This is a genomic window from Comamonas sp. JUb58, from assembly GCF_004364775.1.
In the GTDB taxonomy this organism is placed as follows: Bacteria; Pseudomonadota; Gammaproteobacteria; order Burkholderiales; family Burkholderiaceae_C; genus Comamonas.
Window position 1 is genome coordinate 174462 of the sequence record NZ_SOAL01000004.1, and the last position, 23312, is coordinate 197773.

Consider the following 23312-nt stretch of genomic DNA (forward strand, 5'->3'; position numbering starts at 1 on the left):
CAGATGCACTGTTGGCCGGCCGCTGCCCCCGTCAGTGCGGCGCGTTGGCGGCCGGCAGCGCAAAGCGCTGCGCCTCCCCCGCCACCTGGCTGGCGACAAAATCCAGAAACAGCTTGACCTTGGCCGGGATAATCGCCGAATCCACAATCGTGGCAAACATGCCCTCTTCAAAGGTGGTATTGCTCACCACATAATCGGGCAAGAGCCGCACCAGATTGCCCGCCGCCAAATCCGGATAGACGGTGTAATCATCAAGCAATGCAATACCTTCGCCCAATTTGGCCAACTCCAATAAGGCAATGCCATTATTGGTCAAATGACGCGGCGAGAATCTAATATCTTCCACCCCTGCATCATTCTTGAAATGCCAGATATGGTCTTTACCGGGCAAATAATAGGCCAGGCATTGGGCCTGCAATAAATCAGCGGGCTTGTGGATGGCTGGCATTTTATCGACATAAGCCGGTGATGCCACCAAATAGCGCTGGCTGTGGAACAGCATGCGCCGCTTGACCCCCGCCTCGACCGGCGGCGATATTCTGAAATCAATATCGATATTGTTCTTGACCAGGTCGACCTTGGTCTCGGACAGCAGCAGCTCCACCAGGATCTCCGGGTGGGCCTGGCGGAAGCGGGCTATCAGGCCGGGGAGCACGCGCTGGCCGAACATGGTGCGGGCATGCACACGCAGGCGCCCTTGCGGCGCGGAGCTGATGGCGGTGATGCTGGTGTGCGCCTGGTTGATGGTCCAGAGAATGCCTTCCAACTGGGCCGCGTACTCCTGGCCCGATTCGGTCAGCGACACCTGGCGCGTGGAGCGCAGCAAAAGCTTGACCTGCAGCCCATCTTCAAACTCGGTGATCATTCTCGACACGGCGGTGGCCGAGATGCCAAACAGCCGCGCCGTCTCTGAAAAACTGCGGGTCTGCGACACCGACAGGAACAGCTCCATCGCTCTCAGACGGTCCATGATTCCTCCAGATTGCGCAGTACTGAATCTCGAATTTCACGCATACAGATCTCCTGACCCCACCCCTAGAATGATTCCATATTGCCCATCATCAAGGAGACATCATGGAATTTGGCGTATTCATTCTGGCGCAGCAGCGCGGCTACCACCAGCGCTCTCAGGACGTTATCAACAACTCCATCGAACAAACCGTGGTGGCAGAACAAGCGGGTTTCAATACCGCCTGGTATGCCGAACACCATTTCAATAATTATTCGCTGTCGCCATCGCCATTAATGACCGTGGCCCATGCAGCAGCTAAAACCAAAACCATTCGCCTGGGCACGGCGGTGTGTATTTTGCCACTCTACCACCCCGCTCGCTTCCTGGCCGAGGTCGGCTTTGTCGACACCGTGTCCAATGGGCGACTCGAACTGGGCGTGGGCTCGGGCTACCAGCAATTTGAATTTGAACGCTTTGGCGTCGAGATCGCCAATTCCGGCGCGATCTTCAATGAGTTTCTCGACATTATTCCCAAGGCCCTGACCCAGAAAATATTCGAATACCAGGGCGAGTTCCTGAATATGCCACCCAGCTCCATCGCCGTGCGCTGCGTGCAAGACCCGATGCCACCGCTCTGGGTCACCTCGGGCAACCCGGTCACCCTGGGCCGGGGCGTGCGCGAAGGCCACAACCTGTTTGTCACCGCCCTGCTCAACGGCAACGAGGCCATTGCCGGCCTGCGCACCAAGCTGGAGAGCATTGCCACGGCCGAGGGCAAGGACCTGGACAACGATGTGAAGTTCGGCTTTCTGCGCTGCGGCTATGCCTCGGACAATGCATCGGAAATCAACGCCTACCTGGATTGCGCACGCTTTCAGCGCCGCATCTCGGAGAGCCTCAAGTTCCGCCGCGCCCAGTCCGAAGACGGCTACATGGTCAAGGAAGTGCCGACCGAAACCGACCCGACCTTCGAGCAGCTGCGCAAGAACCTGCCCGTCGGCTCGGTCAACGAAGTGATCGACAAGCTGCTCGAAGAGATCAGCATCCTCAAGCCCAAGCACATTGCGCTGCAAACCCAGCTGGGCGACTTCGACCAGAAGACCATGCTCAAGCAGATCGAGCTCTGGGGCGACAAGATCATTCCCGCCGTGAAAAAAGAAGTGGGCCAGGCCGTAGCGCTGGCTTAAGGAGACAGGGCCATGCGCGTTCACCTCAGCAACTGCGGCTCCATCAGCCTGATGGATGCCCACAATTTTCGGGCACTCGATGTGCTGATCGAACCCCAGCCCGAGCCCCAGCTCGCGCAGGCCCTAACCCGCATCGGCACGCGTGACGGCGACAGCCATGTCTGGCTCTTCCCCCAGGTGCTACGCTTTCTGGCCTGCCAGGCCGCAGACAGCGAATGGGACGCAGGCTTTGCCGCCATGCTGGCCTATGCGCAGCAGCACGGCTGGGTCAACGACCAAGGACAGGTGCGCGCGCACATCACCTTGGCCGCGGAAGACCAGGTCGTTTCGGTTGCCGACTTCAAGGCCGCGATGCGTGCCCTGCCGGCCGGCATCAGCGCCGTGACCACTGGCCAGGGCAAGGATGTCGCCGGCATGATCGTCTCCAGCCTCACCTCCATCTCGGCCGAGCCGCCGATGGTCGGCTTCTTTGCGCACAGCGCCTCGTCAATGGGCGATACCTTGCTGCAAACCGGCAAGTTTGTGGCCAATGTGCTGGGTGAGGAACACAGCCAGATCATCGCCAGCTTTCTGAGCCAGCCGCAGGGCGAGGCCCGCTTCAAGGAAGGCCGCTGGCACAGCAGCGAACACCAGTTGCCCGTGCTGAGCGATGCGCTGGCCAGCATGGAATGCGACATCGTCTGCACCCACACCCTGGGCACGCACAAGCTGGTGGTCGGCAAGATCCGCAAGTCCTCCTGCAACAGCGCGAGCCCGGTGGTCAACTTCAACGCCAGCACGCACAAGCTGGTGCCCTTGGCAGCCTGATTGCAGACCAGAAAGGGGCTTCGAAACATGGACTGGTTGCAATTGGACCAACGCATCTGCGTCGTCACCGGCGGCGCCAAAGGCCTGGGCGCCGGCATCGTGCAAGCGCTGCTGGCCAGCGGCTGCCGCGTGGCGGTGCTGGACCACGACAGCGATGCGCTGGCACAGCTCGCAGCCACCCATCCCGATGCCCAGCGCCTGCTGCCCATCCGCGCCGATGTCTCATCGCCCACTGCGGTAGAGTCCGCCTTTCAAACTTTGCAACAGCACTGGGGCGCGGGCCCCAGCGTGCTGGTCAACAACGCCGCCATCACCAGCGCCGCGCCACTGGCCGAGCTGGACCCTGCCGTTTGGGAGCGCCAGCTGCAGATCAACCTGGGCGGCTACCTGCGCATGGGCCAGGCCTTCTACCGCCATTCCGACGCCAGCCTGCCGCGCGCCATTGTCAACATCGCCTCGATCTCCGCTCAGAACGCCCAACCGCTGAGCGGCGGCTACAGCATGAGCAAGGCCGCCATTCGCATGCTCACCGCCCAGATGTGCCTGGAATGGGGCCCGGAAGGCATCCGCTGCAACACCGTCAGCCCCGGCCTGTTTGTGACCCCGCTGAGCGAGCGCTTCTACCGCAACCCCGACGACCGCGCCCGCCGCGAACAGGTCGTGCCGCTGCGCCGCATTGGCCAAATCGAAGAACTCGCCGAGGCGGTGGTCTTCCTCGCCAGCCCCCGGGCCAGCTATGTCCATGGCGCGGATCTGGTGGTCGATGGCGGTTTCAGCCATTCGCTGATGACGCATATTCCTCAGGCTTATGGGCAGGGGGAGTTGGGTGGCAGCCAGACGCCGTCTTGACTGGCTGGCCGAGCGCGGCGGCCGCCACTGCGAAGTCTGGTTGGTCACCAAGTAAGAGTGGCCCCTGAACAGGCCTGGTGCCAGGCAGCCAATGCCATTCAATACGCGTCAAAGATGCGTTGCAGCTCTTTCGGGTCTTGGGTTTTGGTGAGGGCTAGCATCAGTAGAATTCGCGCCTTCTGGGGCGAATGCATCATCGACGAAACAAAGCCCGCCTTGCTGAACTCCCCAGTGGGAGTCACGATACCGGTGGGCACGCGAGAGCCTACAACGACAGCGACGCCTTTCTTTTGCGCCGCCACCAAGCTCTCCATGATGGCAACCGGCATGTTGGCGTGGCCCGTGCCTGCATTGACAATGCCCCGCGCGCCAGCAGCCACGGCTGCATCCACCAGCACCCCGTCCGATCCCAGGGTCGTGTAGTTGATATCCACCCGAGGCAGACTGTCGATCTGCCGGATATCAAACTCGCTGTTGGACGTATGCCTCTTGGCCGGGCTGGAGATAAAGAATGGCTGCGAATTTTGCATATAGCCCAGTTCGCCACCATCGGGACTCTTGAATGTGCCTGTATTGGTGGTGTTGGTCTTCATCACGCCAAACGCGCTGCTGATTCTGTCGTTCATGCTGACCAGAACCCCTTTGCTCTGTGCCGCTGGGCTAGCTGCCAAAGCGACTGCATTGACCAGGTTCAGAGGGCCGTCAGCACTGATGCCGGTACTGGGCCGCATCGATCCCACCAAGACCACGGGCTTGTTAGTCTTCAACACCAGGTTCAAAAAGTAGGCGGTCTCTTCCAGCGTGTCCGTGCCATGGGTGATGACCACGCCGTCCACACCATCCGACGCCAATAGCTCGTGGGTGCGCTTGGCCAGTGTGAGCCAGTTGGCCATGCTGATCTTGGAGCTTCCCACGTTGAAAATCTGCTCGCCAGAGACATTGGCAAACTTCTCAATTTCTGGAACCGCAGACACCAGTGATTGGATACCCACCTGCTTCATGCCTGCACCGGGACCGTAGTCTGTCAATGCCAAGGTATCGGCACCTCGGCTGGCGATCGTACCGCCGGTCGCGAGGATCGCGACATTGGCTTTGGCAGCCTGCTGGGCAAGTGCAGGGGCAGCAGCCAGGGCGAATGCTGCGGCACTCAATACGCTTGTTGTGAATGTCTTGAGGTTCATAGTGAGAGTTGTGTGCGAGCGTTGAAGAAAAGGCATGGGCGCAGCCGTGCCTGGCGCAGGCCGTCAGGCCATGCGCCGGCAATAACGGCGATATGAGGCTAGGGCAGCGGATCGCCCGCGCCCACCCGGTCCACAATCAAGCGGTAGTGCTCAGGCCTGCGGTGCTTGGCGAAGTTGAAGACATGCTGGCGGAAATGCTCACCCAGCGTGAGGTCGGCGCTGACGCAGATGACCTCGTCCTCTTCGGTCAGCGTACGCGCCACGATCTCACCGGTGGGAGCAACGATCACAGAGCTGCCAATCATGTGGTGTCCATCTTCCGAGCCGCATTTGGCGGCGGCCGCCACCCAAATTCCATTCTGGTAGGCATTGGCCTGCAATGAAACCAAATGGGTAGTTGTGCGCAAATGCACCGGCTCATTCCAATGGATATTGAGCGACGGCGTGTTGTAGCCCAGCATGACCACCTCTGCACTTTGCAAAGCCATCACGCGGTAGGTCTCCGGCCAGCGGCGGTCATTGCACAGGCACATGCCGTACTTGACTGCATCGGACTCGAACACCCTGAACCCCAGGTCGCCAACATCGAAGTACTTTTTCTCCAGATGCTGGAATGGCGCCTCCGGCTTGTGCTCCACATGGCCAGGCAAATGGATCTTGCGGTACTTGCCGGCAATGTCGCCCCTCTGGTTGACCAGCACTGCTGTGTTATAGGGTCGCCCATCTTCCGCTAGCTCGGCATAGCCCAGATAAAAGCCCACGCCCAACTCCCGCGCTGCATCGAACAGGGGCTGAACATCGGCATTGGGCATCTGCGCTTCGAAGAATCTCGCTTGTGCTTCAGCTTCCTCCATCCAGTAGCGTGGGAAGAAGGTCGTCAGTGCCAGTTCAGGAAATACCACCATCTCAGCGCCTCTTGCCTTGGCTTCGCGCAGCATGGCTACCAAGCGGCGGACCACAGCGCCCCGGCTGTCCGATAGATGAACCGGCCCCATCTGGGCCACGGCCAAACCTAGTTTTCGTGTTGTCATTTTTCGCATTCCTTGTCTGCATATTGCTGGGGCGCTGGTCGGCGCAGCACTTGCCCTGGACGCGCTCCGGTGGGCTGATGGCCATCCCAGACCTGCCGCCCATTGACCCAGACTTGCTCGATGCCCTCGCTGGCCTGCACAGGCTCTTCGAACGTGGCCTTGTCCGATACCCGCTGGGGATCAAACACCACCAGATCGGCAAACCAGCCCGGCGTCAAGCGGCCGCGTTGGTCCAATCCATACTGCTCCGCAGCCAGGCCAGTCATCCGGTGGATGCCCTCTTCCAGCGACAGCAATCCACATTCACGCACCATGCGCCGCAGCACCCGCGTGAAGGTGCCCCACTGGCGTGGATGGGGGTGGGGATCAAAGGGCAGGCCATCAGAACCCACCATGGTCAGAGGGAAGCTGAAGATGCGGTCCACATCGCCCTGGTCCATCAAGAAGTAGATGGCACCCGCCGGTGACAGCCGCGCCAGCAGCGCTTCATCGTCCAAACCCCATTCCTTTTGCAGGTCGGCGAAATCCCGACCTTTGGCCTCGGGGCAGGCGCTCGACCAGGTGATCATGGTGCGGCTTGCCAGGCGCACGCGGTCGAGCCGCAGCATGGTGGACGTGGCCGGGTAAGGGTGGCAGTCCACACACACCGGTTGCATGCGGCTGGCCTCCTCGATCAGCGCCAGCGTCTCCGCCGAACGACCGTGGTTGCGCTCTCCCGCCAGTTTGTGGTGCGAGAAAACCACCCGGCAGTCTGCGTCGCGCCCCACGGCCAGCGCCTCTTGCATGGCAGGGACAATCGCATCCGCCTCATCGCGCAGATGGGTGGCATACACGGCCTGGCGGCCTCGCAAAGGCTGGCAGACTTGCAGCAGTTCCTGTGTGGACGCATGGCGTGCAGGCGGGTAAAAAGTACCGGTCGAGATGCCAAAGGCTCCGTCGTCCAACGCTTCGGTCAGCAAATCCCGCATCTGCGCACACTCTTCATCGCTGGCTTCACGCTGGTGGTCAGCCATCACCTTGACGCGCAAGGTCGTATGGCCCACCAGCGGAATCACGTTGACTGCCGCTGGCTTCGCCTGCAAGGCTTGCAACCAGTCGCCAAAGCGCTCAAAGCGAAACAGCTCGGGAGGCCCCAGCAGGTCCAGCGGCTGCGGCACGCTTTGTTGCACCAGCGGCGCCAGACTGATGCCGCAGTTGCCGGTGACCACCGTGGTAATCCCTTGAGAGACTTTGGGCACCATGTCGCGATGCACCAGCAGGTAGCCGTCATCGTGGGTGTGCGAGTCGATGAAGCCCGGTGCAATGGCCAGACCCTGGAGGTCAATGACGGTATCACCGGCTTGGGGCAGCACATCGCCTATCTGGGCAATGCGCTCGCCTTCCACCGCCACATCAGCACTGAACGCGCCTTGGCCAGTACCATCGATGACCATTGCATTCTTGAATATCAGCACGGTTGTCTTCTCTTTCCTGCGCTGATCAGTTCAGCTTTTCGATCTTGCTGGACTGGATGATCTCGGTCCATTTCTTGGTCTCGCGGGCGATCAATTGCTTGAAATCCTCCGGCGTGCCGCCTACGGGCTGGGCACCCAGGCCAAGGAGGCTTTCCCGCACGTTGGGGGTCTTCAGCACCTTGTCCAGATCGGCTGCCAGTGTCTTGGCTTGATCGGGCGTCATCTTGCGGTTGCCCACCACCCCCCCCCCCAGGAAACGATCTCGTAGCCCTTCACACCCGCCTCGTCCATGGTCGGCACATTCGGCAGCTGATCGATACGCTTGCCCAGTTGGGTCACGGCCAATGCACGCACCTTGCCGGACTTGATAAGCGGCACGGCTTCAGAGCTGTTGATGAACATATAGTCCAAGCGCCCGCCCATCAGATCCTGCAAAGCAGCTGGCCCGCCTTGGTAGGGAACAAAAACGGTGTCCAGCTTTTCCAGGTGGTTGAGCAGCTCCCCACTCATGTGGCCGGTGGTGCCAACGCCTGAAGCGCCATAGGAGAGCTTGCCGGGATTCTTGCGCGCTTCGGCCAGCAAATCCTTGACGGATTGCACGCTGGATGCGGCAGGAACGATCAGCACGTTGTAGAGGTTGAAGAGGTGCGACACCGGCACCAGGTCCTTGTCCACGTCATAAGGCAGGGTAGAAAACAGCGCGCGATTGACCGCCAGGGTGTTGATGTTTCCATAGCCCACGGTGAGCTCGTTACCCCGGATCACCTGCACCATGCCGATATTGCCCGCCGCGCCGGGCTTGTTTTCTACAATCACTGGACGGTGGGCGTTTTGCGCCCATTGGTTGGTGATGATGCGGCTCAGCACGTCAGGGGAGCCACCGGCGGCCGACGGCACCACAAAGTTAATGGCTTGGCTGGCGTTGCCCTGTGCAGCAGCCGGAACCGCTTGGGCAGCAAGCAGTGCAAGAGGCAACAGGAGGGCAAAACGGTTCAGAAGGCGGCGGTTCATGGCTTGGATCTTTCATGGGTCTAAATATTGCTTGCAGCGTAAGGGACAAGCCGAACTCACCCAAATTGAAAAATGTCGGTGCATTCACAAACAAAGTTATATCGACCACGGGTTAACACCAAATGCCAAGCCACTCACCGGACACCAGCCCAGCCGCCATTCGCCCCCGCGCACTGAACATGCGCCAGCTGGAGGTCTTCCACGCCATCATGACCACGGGCAGCATCAGCGGCGCAGCCTTGGCCTTGCATGTATCGCAGCCGGCGCTGAGCCGCGCGCTGGCGCACTGCGAAGCCCGCCTGGGCTATCCCTTGTTTGAGCGACTGGGAAGGAGACTGCAGCCCACGCCCGAAGCCCAGCGACTGCATGAAGAAGCACGTGATCTGTACCGAGGACTGGACCGGTTCAACAGCCTGGCCCAGCGCATCGGCCATGCTGGCGTGGACACCTTGCACCTGGCCTGCAGTGCCACCTTTGCCAACACCTTGATACCGCAGGCGCTGCAGCAGCTGATGCGTTACAGCCCACAGCTGCGCGTGGACTTTCGCACCGCCACCTATGACGAACTGCCGGAGTACCTGCTGTCTGCGCAAGCCGATGTCGGCGTCTCTTTGGTGGAATCGAACCACCCGGGCTTGAAATCACGCTTGCTGGGCCGCCAGCAGCTGCTATGCGTGCTGCCCCCGCAGCACCCGCTGGCAAACCGGCCTCTCATTGATCCGCTGGAGCTGTGCGACACCGCATGGATCGGCTACCCACCAGACACCCCGTTGGGACGCCTTTGCAGCGCAGCGCTAGGGATTGATGCCAGCTCCGCCAGCATCCAGGTGCGCTCGCCAGCCATTGCCCTCAGCTGTGTGCAGACAGGCTTGGGGGCCGCGATTGTCGATGCCTCATGCATCCCCCATCTCCCCCGTGGGGACATCGTCGTCAGGCCATTGACGAGCGATGTGTATTCCGACATCTGGACCATCACCTCGGCCCGGCAGCCCTGCTCGGCAGCGGGCCAGCAGTTCATCGATGCACTGCATGTGGTGCTGAAACAGCTGAATGTTTCCCAAGCTCAGCCGCCCAGAACCCAAAGCGCCGGCAACGCTTGAACCCCGAGGGTTCCGTCCTAAAACGCCAAATCCAAACCCATGGTTCTGACCAAGGTGAAAGTCAGCAGCCCCAGCAGCAGCAGCGCCAGCACAAAAATCGCCGCAACCTTGCCGCCTGCGCGCAGCACGGCACGCGGGTTGCCGCCCTTTTTGCCCTGGTCGTAATGCCACTTGATGGCAAAGAACATGCAGGTGCTGAACATGCTCAGCTTGAAGATGACGAAGACTACGGGGATCCAATCGATCATTTTGAGAATTTCCAGCCAATGACTTGGCACTGTCCGAGCCCCAGCAAAGCATGAGGCCACCACGCCAGCGATTGCCATACAAGCATGGGCCGCTGCACGTTCTGGTGCATATTACGCAAAAGCAATTTCCATACATGCGGACAAATTGTCCTAGCCATATCCATACATCACTATGCAAGAAGACGACACCCTCCCCTGGTTGCCGCGATTGGCCGCGCGGGGCGGGCCGCGCTTTTTGCAAATTGCCGATGCCTTGCAACGCGCTGTGGCCGATGGGCTGCTGAACCCGGGAGATCGCCTGCCAACCCAGCGCCACCTGGCCGCCCTGTTGGAGGTCGACCTGACAACCATCACCCGCGCCTACGACGAGGCCCGGCGCCGCAACCTGCTTGAAGGGCGTGGTGCACGGGGAAGCTATGTGGCGGCGCCCAAGGTGGAGCTGACGGCCGTGCTCGATTTGGGCATGAACACTCCGCCACCGCCGGCGGGCCTGGATTTTGATGACTTGCTCAAGCAAGGCCTGGCCCAGGTGTTGATGGGCGCCGACGCGGCCCTGTTGATGACCTACCACCTGGGCGGCGGCAGCGATGTCGACCGCCAGGCCGGCGCCCAATGGCTCAAGCCGATGTTTGGGCCGGTTGATGCCGAACAGCTGGTCGTCTGCCCCGGGGCGCAGGCGGCGATTGCCGCATCCATCCTGGCACTGACCGCACCTGGCGATGTGATCCTGGCCGAGCCGATGGGCTACCCCGGCCTGCGGTCTGCAGCGCTCCAGTTGGGGCGGCAGGTGATCGCCGTGCCAACCGACGAGCATGGCATGCTGCCCGACCGCCTGGAGCAGGCCTGCCGCCAGCACCAGCCGGCCTTGCTCTACCTCAACCCCACCTTGCAGAACCCCACCGCCATCACCATGCCGCTGGCCCGGCGCCGGGCGCTGCTCGCCATCGCACAACGCTGCAACATCCGCATCGTTGAAGATGACCCCTATTGGCTGTTGGCCGAAGCGCCACCGCCACCACTGGCCAGCTTGGCACCAGCGCAGGTGCTCTATATCTCCACCCTGTCCAAATGCCTGACACCCGGCCTGCGCGTCGCCTTTGTGTTGGTGCGTGACCCTGCCTTGCGCGAGCGCTTCCAGACCGCCCTGCGCGCCTTTGCGCTGATGGTCTCGCCGCTGTCGGCCGCACTGGCCACGCAGTGGATCTTGGGCGGCTCGGCCTATGGGCTGATGGAGGAGGTACGCAAAGAGGCCCGCCTGCGCCACCGCATGGCGCGCGATCTGCTGGCGGGCCGCTACAGCGGCGCGGGCGATGGCCTGCATGTCTGGCTCGAATTGCCCAGTTATTGGCGTTCCACCCAACTGGCGCGTACTGCAGAGCAAGAGGGCATTGCCGTCACCCCCGCCGAGGCTTTCGCCAGCGATGCGCCGGGCAGCAACCCGGTCAACGCGATTCGCATCTCCCTGGGCAGCATCAAGGACCGGGGACGCTTGCAGGCGGGGTTGCAGCGGCTGTCCGATCTGCTGGCCCGGCGGCCAGATGCCTTCACGGCGGCAGTGGTATGAAGCGGCAGCCAGACCTCGGCATGGCTCCGCGTGGCAAAAATACGAGGACATGACATGCGCTATTTGGTGATTGGCACCAGCGGGGCGGGCAAATCCACCTTTGCAGAAAAGCTCGCCGCCGCAACCCAGTGCCCCTGCGTCGAGCTGGATGCGCACTACTGGGGCGCAGACTGGCAAGCGGTGCCGCCCGAACAGTTCAGGCAGTCGGTGCGGCATGCCACGCAGGGCGAACGTTGGGTGGCAGATGGCAATTACAGCGCCGTGCGTGACATCCTCTGGTTGCGCGCCAGCCATGTGGTCTGGCTCAATTACGGGCGGCCTACCGTCTTCTCTCGCGTGCTCTGGCGCACGCTCAGCCGGGGGCTCATGCGTACGCGTCTGTCCCATGGCAACCGGGAATCGCTGCGCATGGCGTTTCTGTCCAAGGACTCGATCCTGCTGTGGTCGCTGACCACCTATGCCAAGAACCAAGCCAAGTTCAAGGCTCTGCGCGAGCAAGATACGTTCTCGCATCTGCAGTGGACGGAATGCACCCGGCCGGCGCAGGCGGATGCGTTTGTCAAGCGCGTCGCTGCGGCTTCAGACCACCGATAGTGCGCCCTGCCATCCTCGGCACCCAAGTCAAGCTGAACGGTTCACGACGACCCATGGATAGCGGCCCGATCCCGCACAAGATCTGCTGCTGATACATATTGAGATTTTTTATATTGATATTAATTATTCAATAAAACTACACAATGTGATTGATAGTCAATACAAGGGTCCTAGCACTGATTTTGTTCAACAAAAAAGCCGAAGGTAGAACAAACTGCGAGCACCTCTAACTGGGTGATCGATGATGAAAAATTCTATTGCTTTTGGCCTCACCGTTGCTTCTGTATGCATAGCTGCCCAATCCCATGCTGCACAGAACGAAGTCATCATGGACTTCGCAGGACAGGCGAACAACCTTCCTGCCTACACATCTGCCCTTGGAACCATGTCAGTGAGTCCCCCCGGTGGTGGCGGCTTTAGTGTTCCCGCAGGACATACCGCTTTTGTTACGTCGCCGGGCGGCGGTGTAACAACCGTATTCACGCCTTCCAGCACAGCAGTTCCGACGCGTATCGCCTTCTATGACCAACGCGCTTCGACCTATCGCAATATCAGTGCGAAGTGCCTCAACCCCGCAACCCTGGCGCTCGAAGCCTGCGATCTCGGAGACACTGCGACTTTCCCTCGGACAAACAATCCGGTATCTGCGGCACCTTATACGCAGACGACGGCCTATGTCTGGAATCCGGCACCGGACTACATTTTGCAGCCCTATACCCCGGGCTCGGGCAACATACAAAGCAATGGCGGCTACATCACCCTTCCGCCTTACGTGCGGGAAATTACCGTGACCGCTAAAGGCTCGGGGAATAACGATTTCTCCGGCACGGATATCTACTTTGCAGACGCACCCAGCGTCAGCAAGGCCTTTGCACCCGCTGCCGTCAACCCTGGCGGCCAGACCACCCTGACCATCACGCTCAAAAACCCGGACTTGGGTGCACCCATCCCCGGCATGAACGTGACGGATCTGCTGCCATCGCCCTTGAAAATCGTCAGCGCATCGCACACCTGTACCGGTGGCTCATTGAGCGCAGCTGCGGGCTCCAGCAGCTTGTCGCTGACGGGCGCCACCCTGCCTACCGCAGGCTGTGCCATCACCGCCGTGCTGGAGTGGCCCAGCGACTCTGCCAGCATCTCTGCCTGCTTTGCCACACCCACGTTGACCAACCGCATCACGCCACCAGCGCAGTTCAACACCGCCATCGGTCAGCTCAATACCGAAGCTGACGCCGAGCTGAGCTGCTCCTACACCTCACCGGTGGTCAACGTAGCCTGCACACCCAACGAATTGTTTGACTCGGCCAACCAGGTGTCCGTATGCACCATTTCTTCGAACGCACCAGCAGGCACATCTGGCTTGAATGTGAACTTAACACTGCCCGCCAGCAATCCACGCTACAGCTCGACCTGCGCCAGCCCCATCACCATCCCAGCAGGGCAAACCTCTGCCACCTGCAACATCGCAGCCACAGCCAATACCGTCGCGGGTGATGGCGAAGTCACTGCCAGCCTGGCCATTGCCGCGCCCAGCGATGTGAACGACTACACGATCGGCATCACTCCCGCCCAAGTCGTCATCAAGGACGATGACCAATCCGGGGGCAGCGTGGCCAAGGCCGTGCCCACCCTGAAAGAATGGGCGTTGATCGCCATGGCCGCACTGCTGGCCCTGTTCGGCGCCAGCCGCCTGCGCCGGCGTTAACCGCCAAAATCACACCCAAGGCCACCGCTGTGTGGCCTTATTTATGCCCGCTCCCTCTAGGGACCCTCTGCAAAACTCCCTGCCGTGGTCTGAACGCGGGCTCGGGCGATCCGCTGTGTTGTCTTTCTTGTCAATAGCGCGCTATTGACTGCAAAAGACGCCTTGCGCCTCATCCCGATCCGCGTCCATCCCGCTTGGCGAGGGTTTTGCAGAGGATCCCTAGGCTTGCCATTCGAACGCTCAGCAACAACGCAGCCGCCTCCAGCGCTATAATCCGCCCGTCGAAAAAGGCAGACTTGGTTTGGTAAGCCCAAGTCCTTCCCCACGGAAGCGCTGACTCTGCCCGCGCATGGGTCCCCACGACGAACTTGCACCGCATCTCCATGCGGCCATCGGTTCGTCCCAGGGGTTCTCAAGACAAAGAATCACTCCGGCCGAACGGTCAAACGAGAGAGGACATGTCCATGCCTACGATCCCCCCTTACGACGTCATCATTGTTGGTGCAGGCCCCGTGGGTCTGCTGCTCAGTTGCGAGCTGCGGCTCGCCCATTGTTCCGTGCTGGTGCTGGAGCAAGCCCCCGATCCGCATTCCCCCCTCAAGCAAGCGCCGTTTGGCATTCGCGGCCTCAACATCCCCTCACTGGAGGCGCTGCAGCGCCGGGGCTTGCTGGATGCCGTTACCGCCCCCGTGCACAGCGACAGCGCCCCTGCCGCATCGCGCCCCCACTGGATGCAGCATGCGCGCCGGCCCAGCGGGCATTTTGCGGGCATGCGGTTCTTCCAGGACCAGATCGACACCACCGCCTGGCCCTACCGCCTGCCCAGCCCCGCCAGCGAAAGCATGCCCACGACGATGGAGCGCCTCGAATCGGTGCTGGCACAGCGTGCGGCAGACCTGGGCGTGGAGCTGCGCCGTGGCGTTCGTGTGACAGATATTGCGCAGTGGCCCGACAGCGTGAAGCTGCAAGCCGCTCATGCGCAGCTACAAGCCAGCTGGCTGGTGGGCTGCGACGGTGGCCGCAGCCAGATCCGCAAAGCAGCGGGTTTTGACTTTGCCGGCACCGAGCCCGAGTTCACCGGCTACTCGGTAGAGGCCACGCTGGACGGCAGCGCCAACCTCAGGCCCGGCCGCCATTACACCGACACGGGCATGTACACCTTCCAGCCACCGGGCACGATTGCGATGGTGGATTTTGATGGTGGCGCGTTCCACGGCAGCACTCCCATCAGCGCCGAGCATGTGCAAACGGTGCTGCGCCGGGTCAGCGGCACTGATGCGACGGTTCAATCACTGCAACTCGCATCCACCTGGACCGACCGTGCCCGCCAGGCCACGAGATACCGCCAGGGCCGCGTACTGTTGGCAGGAGACGCCGCCCATATCCACTCGCCCTTGGGTGGCCAGGGCCTCAACCTCGGTATTGGCGATGCGATGAACCTGGGCTGGAAGCTGGCCGCCACCATCCACGGCAAAGCGCCAGCAGGCCTGCTCGACAGCTACACCGCCGAGCGCCACCCCGTTGGTGCCCAGGTGCTGGACTGGTCCCGCGCCCAGCTCGCCCTGATGCGCCCCAGCCCCGCCACGCGCGCCCTCGCCCACGTTGTGCGCGACCTGATCGCCACCCGCGATGGCGCCACCTATTTTGCCAACTGCGTCTGGGGCGCCACCCTGCGCTATGACCTGGGCGACCCCCACCCCTTGGTCGGCCGCAGCGCGCCAGACTTTGCATTGGCCGATGGCTCGACCCTTGCGAGCCAACTGCAGACCGGCCAGGGGCTGCTGCTGGACTTTGATACCGCGGCGCCTTGGCGCGATTTGGCGATGGGATGGCAGGGCCGTCTCCGCTATATGGCCAGCCGTGCCGCTGATGAACTGGGGTTGGCATCGCTGCTGGTCCGCCCGGACGGCATTGTGGCCTGGGTGGCTGACGGTGTGGCGCCGCCGGAGCCGGCCGCAGCAGCTATCCAGCGCTGGTTTGGACCGCCCCAGCGCTAAAGGGAAGTAGCTGAGCCGGATCTCAATCCGGCTCCGGCCAAAACATCTTTCTGACCTTGTCGTTGAAGTAAGGCAGCATCAAGGTCAACCCACCCATGGCATTGGCCAGAAAGTCCAGCACCTGCGCCCAGGAGGACTCGACCGACAGCCAGTTGTTGCCGACGATGAACAGCAGCCCACATGCGGTAGTGACCAGATTGAGCGCAGGTGCCCAGGGGCGAAAGCGCATGCAACCATAAAAGCCGGCGCTCCAGCCCAGGAGGATGAGGCACAGCAGCACGACCATCTCGCCCTCCAGCGCCATTGGATAGCGCAGCGGATGTTGTGACGACAGCAGCTCGGTCCTGAAATCCATGCGGATGGAGAGTACTAAAAGGAGGACGGTGGCGATGACGAGCAGGCGGTAGCGATTTTTGGTCATGGGGAGCAAGCAGAGGGAGCAGACTGGCCGGAGCCTCAGGCCGTGGGCGCATTCAATACCGCCTCATACTGCAGCAGATCCGCTGGCGAGAAGCAGCAAAAGACCACCTCCTCGATGGAGCTGTGCGGCGACAGGCTTTCCCGAACCGTGCGCACGGCCACCTGCACAGCCAGGGCCACGGGATAGCCATAGATGCCCGTGCTGATGCTTGGAAAAGCGATGGAAGTCACCCGCTTCTCCTCGGCCAGCGCGATGCAACGGCGGTAGCAAGCAGCCAGCATTTCCGGCTCGCCGTGGTCACCGCCCCGCCACACGGGCCCCACGGTGTGGATGATGTAGTCCGCATGCAGCCGGTAGGCCTGGGTCAGCTTGGCATCCCCCGTTTTGCAACCACCCAGCAGCCGGCATTCGTGCACCAGGTCCGGGCCTGCCGCACGGTGGATGGCGCCGTCCACCCCGCCACCTCCCAGCAGCGATGAGTTGGCGGCGTTCACAATCGCTCCCACATGGAGCTGGGTGATATCGGATTGGACGGCGTACAGACGTGTGGACATGGGCTGGCAACTCAATGGTGGAAACAAGCAATGGCCTGGCAAAGGACAGGAGGCCCTGCAACAGGACAAGCCTCTTTTATAGCAATAGACAAGGGCTTGTTGGCGCTTCGTGTCAGCCAGTGTCACAGATCAGCGAGAAGCCATGCCAGCCACCATGCTGGCGGCCGCAGTCCAGGCCCTATACGCAGTAGAATGGCCCGCACTTGTTCGCAAAGAAGCCGGTGACAATCCGGCACGGTCGCGCCACTGTATCGCTGCCGCAGGCCCCGGGCTCGCCCCGCTCCCTGCGCTGCCAAGTCAGACCTTTGTGCCAAGCCACCCCCGAACCAGCTCCCACCGGCATCCGCCCGCTGGTTTGCCTAGGACGCGCTTTTCCTGGAGTTCCCATGCAGACACCTGCCCCCAGCCGCCGCTTGGCGCTGCCCTTCCTCCCTGCTCTTTGGCGCACAGGCTCAGCCTTGCCGTTGGCCCAGGCCTGCGGCCGCTAGTCCGTTCGCGCATCCCCCGTTTGTTCCAGACTGCCGAGCGCAACGCGCCTTGCGGCCCAGCCCCAGGCTTGCCCGGCAGCCCCGCCCCTTTTTATTTGGAGACACCCCCATGAGCACTAGCCAGAAGATCCCAGCCACCATCGTCACCGGCTTTCTGGGCAGCGGCAAAACCACCTTGCTGCGCCACATCCTGTCCAACGCCAACGGCCGCCGCATTGCGGTGATCGTCAATGAGTTTGGCGAGCTGGGCATTGATGGCGAGATTCTGCGCGGCTGCGGCATTGGCTGCGATGACGACGGCGTCGAACAAGCCGGCCAGCTCTATGAACTGGCCAACGGCTGCATGTGCTGCACCGTGCAGGAAGAGTTCTACCCCGTGATGCGCAAGCTGATCGAGCGCCGTGGCGATATCGACCACATCCTCATCGAGACCAGCGGCCTGGCCCTGCCCAAGCCCCTGGTGCAGGCCTTCAACTGGCCCGAGATCAAGAACGCCTGCACGGTCGATGCGGTGATCACCGTGGTCGATGTGCCCGCCGCCGCTGCCGGCCAGTTTGCCGCCAACCCCGCTGCGGTCGATCTGCAGCGCAAGCAGGACCCCAACCTCGACCACGAATCGCCACTGCACGAGCTGTTTGAAGACCAGCTCATCTCCGCCGACCTGGTGGTGCTGAGCAAGCTCGACCAGGCCAGCGCCGCTGACCGCGCTGCCGTCGAGGCGCTGGTGCGCGAAGACATTCCGCCTGCCGTCAAGATTGTTGCCGCCGACCATGGCCGCATCGACCTGGATGTGGTGCTGGGCCTGTCCAGCGCGTCCGAAGAAAGCATCGAATCGCGCAAGGGCCACCACGAGCACGAAGCCGGCCATGTGCATGACGAACACGACCACGACGATTTTGACTCCGTCGTCGTGCAGCTGGGCGAAGTGGACCGCGAAGCACTGCTGGCCCAGCTGGCCGATGTGGTCGCGCAGCAGACCGTCTACCGCATCAAGGGCTTTGTGGCCCTGCCCGGCAAGCCCATGCGCCTGGTGGTGCATGGCGTGGGCAAGCGCTTTGACAGCTACTTTGACCGCCCATGGCGCGCCGATGAAAAGCGCGGAACCCACCTGGTCTTCATCGGTCATGACCTGGACGAGGCCGCCATCCGCGCCCAGCTCGCCGCCAGCCCGGTCGGAGCGCTCTGATGCATTTGCTCGCCGTCCAGCCCGGTGGTTTTGTCGACGACGAGGCCTTTGTCTCCAGCCTGGGGCAAAGCCCGGCCGACATCGTGATCCTGAGCGCCGCAGACACCACCCTGGCCCTGCTCGCTCAAGCCTATGAGCAGCTGCGGGCCGGCATGGACGGCGAGCAACTGCCCAGCGTGCGGCTGGCCAATCTGATGTACCTGCGCCAGCCCGCATCGGTCGATCTGTATGCCGATGAGGTGCTGCAGCATGCCAAGCTCATCATCATCGACCACCTCGGCGGCGAAAGCTACTGGCCCTATGGCACCGAGCGGGTCATGTCGCTGTGCCGCGCTCACAAGATTGCGCTGGCCATGTTCTCGGGCGACAGCAGCGAGGACCTGAACCTGCTGCAAAAAAGCACGGTGCCGCAGCAAGACTGCCGCAGCTTGTGGCGCTACCTGCGCGAAGGCGGCCTGGCCAATGCGCGCGAGCTGTTCCGCTTTGTCTGGCACGGCCTGCTGGGTGGCCCGCATGCGGCACTGCCGCCGCGCCCTCTGCCAGCAGTGGCTGTGTACCACCCCAGCAGTGATGAGGCCACGGTCGCGACTTGGCAGCAGCCGGGCCCGCTGCAGTGGCAGCCCGGCGCGCCGGTGGTCATGCTGCTGTTCTACAAGGCACACCTGCAGTCGGGCAACACCCAGGTGTTTGCCGACCTCTGCCAGGCCTTGCTGGACAAAGGTATGAACCCGCTGCCGCTGGCCTTGCAATCGCTCAAGGATGCCGGTTGCCTGGCGGCCTTGCAGGCGCTGTGCGCCAGCGAAGAGGTCGCACTGATCCTCAACACCACCGCCTTCTCGCAGGCCTCGCTGGATACGCCTGGCGACCATGCACTGGCGGGCGATATTCCCGTGCTGCAGCTGATCCTGTCGGGCAGCAACGAGCAAACCTGGCTGGACAGCACCCATGGCCTGCAGCCGCGCGATATTGCGATGCATGTAGCGATGCCCGAGGTCGATGGCCGCATCATCACGCGGGCGATCAGCTTCAAGGGCCTGTCGCACCGCAGCGATCTGACGCAGTCCGATGTGGTGCAGTACCAGGCCCACCCCGAGCGCATGGGCTTTGTCGTGGCGCTGGCCCAGCGCTGGTGCCAGCTGCGCCGTAAGCCCAATGCCGACAAGCGCCTGGCCCTGGTGCTGGCCAACTACCCCAGCAGCGAGGGCCGCATCGGCAATGGCGTGGGGCTGGATACCCCCGCCTCCGTGATCGAAATCCTGCGCGCGCTGGCGGCCGATGGCTATGCCGTCGATGCCATGCCGGCCGACAGCCAGGCGCTGATGGACTTGCTGCAGCAAGGCATCACCAATGCGCCCGATTCCTGGGCCACGCGCACCGCCTGGCAAAGCCTGAGCCTGGACGACTACCTGCAATACTTTGGCACCCTGCCAGCCGCCAACCAGCAGGCCATCACCGAGCGCTGGGGCGCGCCCGCGCAAGACCCGATGCTGCGTGAGGGCCGCTTTATGGTGTCCGGCCTGCGCCTGGGCCAGGTCTTTGTCGGCGTGCAGCCGGCACGGGGCTACCAGCTCGATGCGCTGGCCGCCTACCACGACCCGGACTTGGTGCCTCCGCACTACTACCTGGCCTTCTACCACTGGCTGCGCAGCCAATGGCAGGCCGATGCGATGGTGCATGTCGGCAAGCACGGCAACCTCGAATGGCTGCCCGGCAAGAGCGTGGCGCTGTCGGCCAACTGCTGGCCCGATCTGGTGCTGGGCCCCCTGCCCCACCTCTACCCCTTTATCGTCAATGACCCCGGCGAAGGCACGCAGGCCAAGCGCCGCGCCCAGGCCGTGATCATTGACCACCTGATGCCCCCGCTCACCCGCGCCGAGAGCTATGGGCCCACGCGCGATCTGGAGCGCATGGTGGACGAGTACTACGAGGCCGCCACCCTGGACCACAAGCGCGCGCAAATCCTGCGCAAGCAGATCCTGGCCCACATCGTGCAGCACGATCTGCACCAGGATCTGGGCCTGCAGGCCCCCGGCAGTGAAGAGGAAGAGCAGCAGCTGCTCAACCGCACCGATGCCTACCTCTGCGAGCTCAAGGAAAGCCAGATCCGCGACGGCCTGCATATCTTCGGCGTCTCGCCCGCCGGCCGGCTGGAGACCGACACCTTGCTCGCCTTGGCGCGCCACCCGGTGGGCGGTGGCAAGGGTGTGAACCAAAGCCTGGTGCGCGCACTGGCCCGCGACCTGGGCCTGGACTTTGACCCGCTGGACGCCGACTGGGCCGCTGCCTGGACTGGGCTGCGCCCCGCCGTACTTCAAGACCTTCAAGACCTGCAAGACCAGCCCTGGCGCCACCACGGCGACACGCGCGAGCGCCTGGAGCTGCTGGCCTTGCAGATCCTAGCCCCCGACGCCGCCCTGCCGCCCGCACTGGCCGAGCTGGCCGACGGCCACACCCAGGCCGTGCTGCGCCGGGTGCAGCAGGATCTGCGCCCGCGCCTGGCCGCCTGTGGCCCGCAAGAGCTGCAGCAACTGCTGCGCGGCCTGGCGGGGCGCTTTGTGCCAGCGGGCCCCAGCGGCGCGCCTACGCGTGGCCGGCCCGATGTGCTGCCCACCGGCCGCAATTTCTTCTCGGTCGATACCCGGGCCATCCCCACGCAAACCAGCTGGGGCATGGGCTTCAAATCTGCGCAATTGCTGGTGGAGCGCTATACCCAGGAGCATGGCGAATACCCCGTCACCATTGGCCTGTCGGTGTGGGGCACGGCCACCATGCGCACCGGCGGCGACGATATCTCGCAGGCCTTTGCACTGATGGGCGTGCGCCCCACCTGGGCCGATGGCAGCTGGCGGGTCAGCGATTTTGAAGTGCTGCCGCTGCATGTGCTGGGCCGCCCCCGGGTGGATGTGACCTTGCGCGTCTCGGGCTTTTTCCGGGATGCGTTCAGCAATGTGATCCGCCTGTTTGATGCAGCCGTGCAAAAAGTGGCGGCGCTGGAAGACGAAGACGCCGCGCAAAACCCGATCCGCGCCCGCGTGCTGGCCGAGGCCGCGCAGCTGCAGCAGCAGGGGCTGGACGCCAAGGCGGCGCGCCACCAGGCGGGCCTGCGCGTGTTTGGCGCCAAGCCCGGCAGCTATGGCGCCGGCCTGCAAGGCCTGATCGACAGCGGCCAGTGGCAAAGCGACGAAGACCTGGCCACCGCCTACCGCAACTGGGGCGCCTATGCCTACGGCCAGCACGATGAAGGCAGCCAGGTACCCGAGACCTTTGTGCGCCGCCTGTCCGAGATGCAGCTGGTGCTGCACAACCAGGACAACCGCGAACACGATGTGCTCGACTCCGGCGACTACTACCAGTTCCAGGGCGGCATGGCCGCTGCCGTGCGCCACTACAGCGGCCAGCAACCGGCCATGTACTTTGGCGACCACAGCAACCCCGAGTCGCCACGCATGCGCAGCCTGCAAGAAGAGATCAGCCGGGTGGTGCGCTCGCGTGCCACCAACCCCAAGTGGATCGAGGGCGTGCAGCGCCATGGCTACAAGGGCGCGTTCGAGATTGCCGCAACGGTGGACTACCTCTTCGCCTTTGATGCCACCGCCCGCGTGGTGCGCGATGACCAATACGCCCGCGTCACCGATGCCTTTGTCGCCGATGACACGACGCGCGCCTTTATGCAGCAGCACAATCCGCAGGCCTTCCACGGCATGTGCGAGCGCCTGCTTGAAGCCATACAGCGCGGCCTGTGGCAGGAGCCTGGCGACTACCCCCAATTGCTGGAGACCCATTTGCTCGACACCGAACACCTGCTGGAGATGCGATGAGCGCCCCCAACGATCTGCATTTTCCCTTCAGTGCCATTGAGGGCCAGGCCGCGCTGCAGCAGGCCTTGCTGCTGCTGGCGGTCGATCCGCAACTGGGCGGCGTGCTGGTGGAAGGCCCACGCGGCACCGCCAAATCCACCAGCGCCCGCGCGCTGGCCGAGCTGCTGCCCAGCGGCCATTTTGTGAACCTGCCCCTGGGCACGACCGAGGAGCAATTGCAAGGCGCGCTGGATCTGGAAGCTGCGCTGCAATCGTCTGCCGTGCAGTTCCGCCCCGGCCTGCTGGCCCAGGCCCACCAGGGCATCCTGTATGTGGACGAGGTCAACCTGCTGCCCGATGGCCTGGTGGACTTGCTGCTCGATGTCAGCGCCAGCGGCACCAACCGCATCGAGCGCGATGGCGTATCGCACCAGCATGCCGCGCGCATTGCACTGATCGGCACGATGAACCCCGAAGAAGGCCAGCTGCGCCCGCAGCTGCTGGACCGCTTTGGCCTGTTTGTGCGCCTGCCCAATGTGCCCGATGTGGAAACGCGCAAACGCATCGTGCGTGCCCGCATGGCCTTTGATGCGGACCCAGCGCAGTTCTGCGCCCAGCAAGCTGAGGCACAAGCCCGGCTGCGCGAGCAGATTGCCGCCGCACGCACGCAGTTGGCCAGCGTCGTCTGGCCCGATGCCGTGTTTGATGCCGTCGCACAGCTGTGCCAGCAATCCGGTGCCGAAGGCGTGCGTGCCGACCTGGTAATGCTGCGCGCCGCCCGCGCCCAGGCAGCGCTGGCGTGCCATGCCGAGGTGAGCCTGGCGGATGTGCAAGCCGTGGCTGAACTGGCACTGGCCCACCGCCGCAGTGCCGATGCGGCGCAGCCACCATCGCCCAGCGGCCAGGCCAATGATCCCAACGATCAACAAGACCAACATCAGCAACCGCAGCAGCAACCGCCCAACCAGGCACAAGCCAGCAAGGCCGACGCCCCCAGCAGCAACGCCAACCACAGCCAGCCCGATGGCTGGGGCGGCATGGCCGCTCCGCGCCACACCGGTATCGAGCCCGTCAAGGCCCTGCGGCCCTTTATCGCAAAAAAAGCCTGACGCGCCTCAGCCTGGCCGGCAAGGCCAAGCTGGGGCGCGCGCAGAGCACGCAGCGCGCCGGCCGCCTGCTGGCAACG

At 63.0% G+C, this 23312-nt stretch carries 20 protein-coding genes; 11 read left to right on the forward strand and 9 right to left on the reverse strand.

Annotated elements, in window-relative coordinates:
* Window positions 1-31: 31 nt before the first annotated feature.
* Entirely contained in the window at window positions 32-970 is a 939-nt protein-coding gene (locus EDF71_RS05740; protein ID WP_133855637.1) for a LysR family transcriptional regulator, read from the reverse strand.
* Window positions 971-1074: 104 nt separating this feature from the next.
* On the opposite strand from EDF71_RS05740, the gene EDF71_RS05745 reads away from it, so the two are divergent.
* The 3 genes from EDF71_RS05745 to EDF71_RS05755 are packed head-to-tail and all read left to right on the forward strand — an operon-like array spanning window position 1075 to window position 3795.
* The gene (locus EDF71_RS05745) at window positions 1075-2139 is read left to right on the forward strand and encodes an LLM class flavin-dependent oxidoreductase (protein ID WP_133855638.1); all 1065 of its coding nucleotides are present in this window, start codon (window positions 1075-1077) and stop codon (window positions 2137-2139) included.
* 12 nt (window positions 2140-2151) lie between these two features.
* Window positions 2152-2946, forward strand: a complete 795-nt coding sequence (locus tag EDF71_RS05750) for a flavin reductase family protein (protein WP_133855639.1) — start codon at window positions 2152-2154, stop codon at window positions 2944-2946.
* Between the two features lie 27 nt (window positions 2947-2973).
* A complete protein-coding gene (locus EDF71_RS05755) occupies window positions 2974-3795 on the forward strand; it encodes an SDR family oxidoreductase (RefSeq protein WP_133855640.1) in 822 nt (273 codons plus the stop codon).
* A gap of 98 nt (window positions 3796-3893) precedes the next feature.
* Here the strand turns inward: EDF71_RS05755 and EDF71_RS05760 are convergent, their stop codons facing one another.
* From EDF71_RS05760 to EDF71_RS05775, 5 genes are all read right to left on the reverse strand, one after another.
* Window positions 3894-4976 (reverse strand): asparaginase, encoded by a 1083-nt coding sequence (locus EDF71_RS05760; protein ID WP_133855641.1) that lies wholly within the window; start codon window positions 4974-4976, stop codon window positions 3894-3896.
* A 98-nt stretch (window positions 4977-5074) separates the two neighbouring features.
* Window positions 5075-6007: an N-carbamoyl-D-amino-acid hydrolase gene (locus EDF71_RS05765; protein WP_243854189.1), complete on the reverse strand. Its 933-nt coding sequence runs from the start codon at window positions 6005-6007 to the stop codon at window positions 5075-5077.
* On the reverse strand, window positions 6004-7440 hold the full coding sequence (locus EDF71_RS05770; protein WP_133855735.1) for a D-aminoacylase: 1437 nt from the start codon (window positions 7438-7440) through the stop codon (window positions 6004-6006). Before EDF71_RS05770 ends, EDF71_RS05765 begins: the two co-directional genes overlap by 4 nt.
* A 46-nt stretch (window positions 7441-7486) precedes the next feature.
* The gene (locus EDF71_RS25620; RefSeq protein WP_347876662.1) at window positions 7487-7684 is read right to left on the reverse strand and encodes a tripartite tricarboxylate transporter substrate-binding protein; all 198 of its coding nucleotides are present in this window, start codon (window positions 7682-7684) and stop codon (window positions 7487-7489) included.
* Window positions 7681-8472 carry a tripartite tricarboxylate transporter substrate binding protein gene (locus tag EDF71_RS05775; protein WP_347876663.1) on the reverse strand — a complete coding sequence of 264 codons (792 nt, stop codon included), beginning with the start codon at window positions 8470-8472 and terminating at the stop codon, window positions 7681-7683. Before EDF71_RS05775 ends, EDF71_RS25620 begins: the two co-directional genes overlap by 4 nt.
* A 122-nt stretch (window positions 8473-8594) precedes the next feature.
* Between EDF71_RS05775 and EDF71_RS05780 the strand changes: the two genes are divergently transcribed.
* Complete coding sequence (locus EDF71_RS05780) at window positions 8595-9572, forward strand: LysR substrate-binding domain-containing protein (protein WP_133855643.1); 978 nt, start codon at window positions 8595-8597, stop codon at window positions 9570-9572.
* A 17-nt stretch (window positions 9573-9589) separates the two neighbouring features.
* On the opposite strand, the gene EDF71_RS05785 is transcribed toward EDF71_RS05780, so the two are convergent.
* Entirely contained in the window at window positions 9590-9820 is a 231-nt protein-coding gene (locus EDF71_RS05785; RefSeq protein WP_133855644.1) for a hypothetical protein, read from the reverse strand.
* 172 nt (window positions 9821-9992) lie between these two features.
* On the opposite strand from EDF71_RS05785, the gene EDF71_RS05790 reads away from it, so the two are divergent.
* From EDF71_RS05790 to EDF71_RS05805, 4 genes are all read left to right on the forward strand, one after another.
* A complete protein-coding gene (locus EDF71_RS05790) occupies window positions 9993-11384 on the forward strand; it encodes a PLP-dependent aminotransferase family protein (RefSeq protein ID WP_133855645.1) in 1392 nt (463 codons plus the stop codon).
* 54 nt (window positions 11385-11438) lie between these two features.
* On the forward strand, window positions 11439-11978 hold the full coding sequence (locus tag EDF71_RS05795) for an AAA family ATPase (protein ID WP_133855646.1): 540 nt from the start codon (window positions 11439-11441) through the stop codon (window positions 11976-11978).
* A 703-nt stretch (window positions 11979-12681) separates the two neighbouring features.
* Window positions 12682-13683, forward strand: coding sequence for an IPTL-CTERM sorting domain-containing protein (locus tag EDF71_RS05800; RefSeq protein ID WP_166656458.1), 1002 nt, complete (start codon window positions 12682-12684; stop codon window positions 13681-13683).
* Between the two features lie 464 nt (window positions 13684-14147).
* On the forward strand, window positions 14148-15680 hold the full coding sequence (locus tag EDF71_RS05805) for an FAD-dependent monooxygenase (protein ID WP_133855648.1): 1533 nt from the start codon (window positions 14148-14150) through the stop codon (window positions 15678-15680).
* Between the two features lie 22 nt (window positions 15681-15702).
* Here EDF71_RS05805 and EDF71_RS05810 read toward each other — a convergent pair whose 3' ends face one another.
* Together EDF71_RS05810 and EDF71_RS05815 are read right to left on the reverse strand one after the other, a co-directional pair.
* The gene (locus EDF71_RS05810) at window positions 15703-16101 is read right to left on the reverse strand and encodes a hypothetical protein (protein ID WP_133855649.1); all 399 of its coding nucleotides are present in this window, start codon (window positions 16099-16101) and stop codon (window positions 15703-15705) included.
* Between the two features lie 35 nt (window positions 16102-16136).
* Window positions 16137-16655, reverse strand: coding sequence for an O-acetyl-ADP-ribose deacetylase (locus EDF71_RS05815; RefSeq protein WP_133855650.1), 519 nt, complete (start codon window positions 16653-16655; stop codon window positions 16137-16139).
* A 597-nt stretch (window positions 16656-17252) separates the two neighbouring features.
* On the opposite strand from EDF71_RS05815, the gene cobW reads away from it, so the two are divergent.
* From cobW to EDF71_RS05830, 3 genes are read left to right on the forward strand one after another with little or no spacing between them, the layout of a single operon-like run.
* Window positions 17253-18329, forward strand: coding sequence for a cobalamin biosynthesis protein CobW (cobW, locus tag EDF71_RS05820; protein WP_133855651.1), 1077 nt, complete (start codon window positions 17253-17255; stop codon window positions 18327-18329).
* Complete coding sequence (cobN, locus tag EDF71_RS05825; RefSeq protein ID WP_133855652.1) at window positions 18329-22147, forward strand: cobaltochelatase subunit CobN; 3819 nt, start codon at window positions 18329-18331, stop codon at window positions 22145-22147. Before cobW ends, cobN begins: the two co-directional genes overlap by 1 nt.
* A complete protein-coding gene (locus EDF71_RS05830) occupies window positions 22144-23235 on the forward strand; it encodes an AAA family ATPase (RefSeq protein ID WP_133855653.1) in 1092 nt (363 codons plus the stop codon). The genes cobN and EDF71_RS05830 overlap by 4 nt, the downstream gene beginning before the upstream one ends.
* Window positions 23236-23312: the final 77 nt, after the last annotated feature.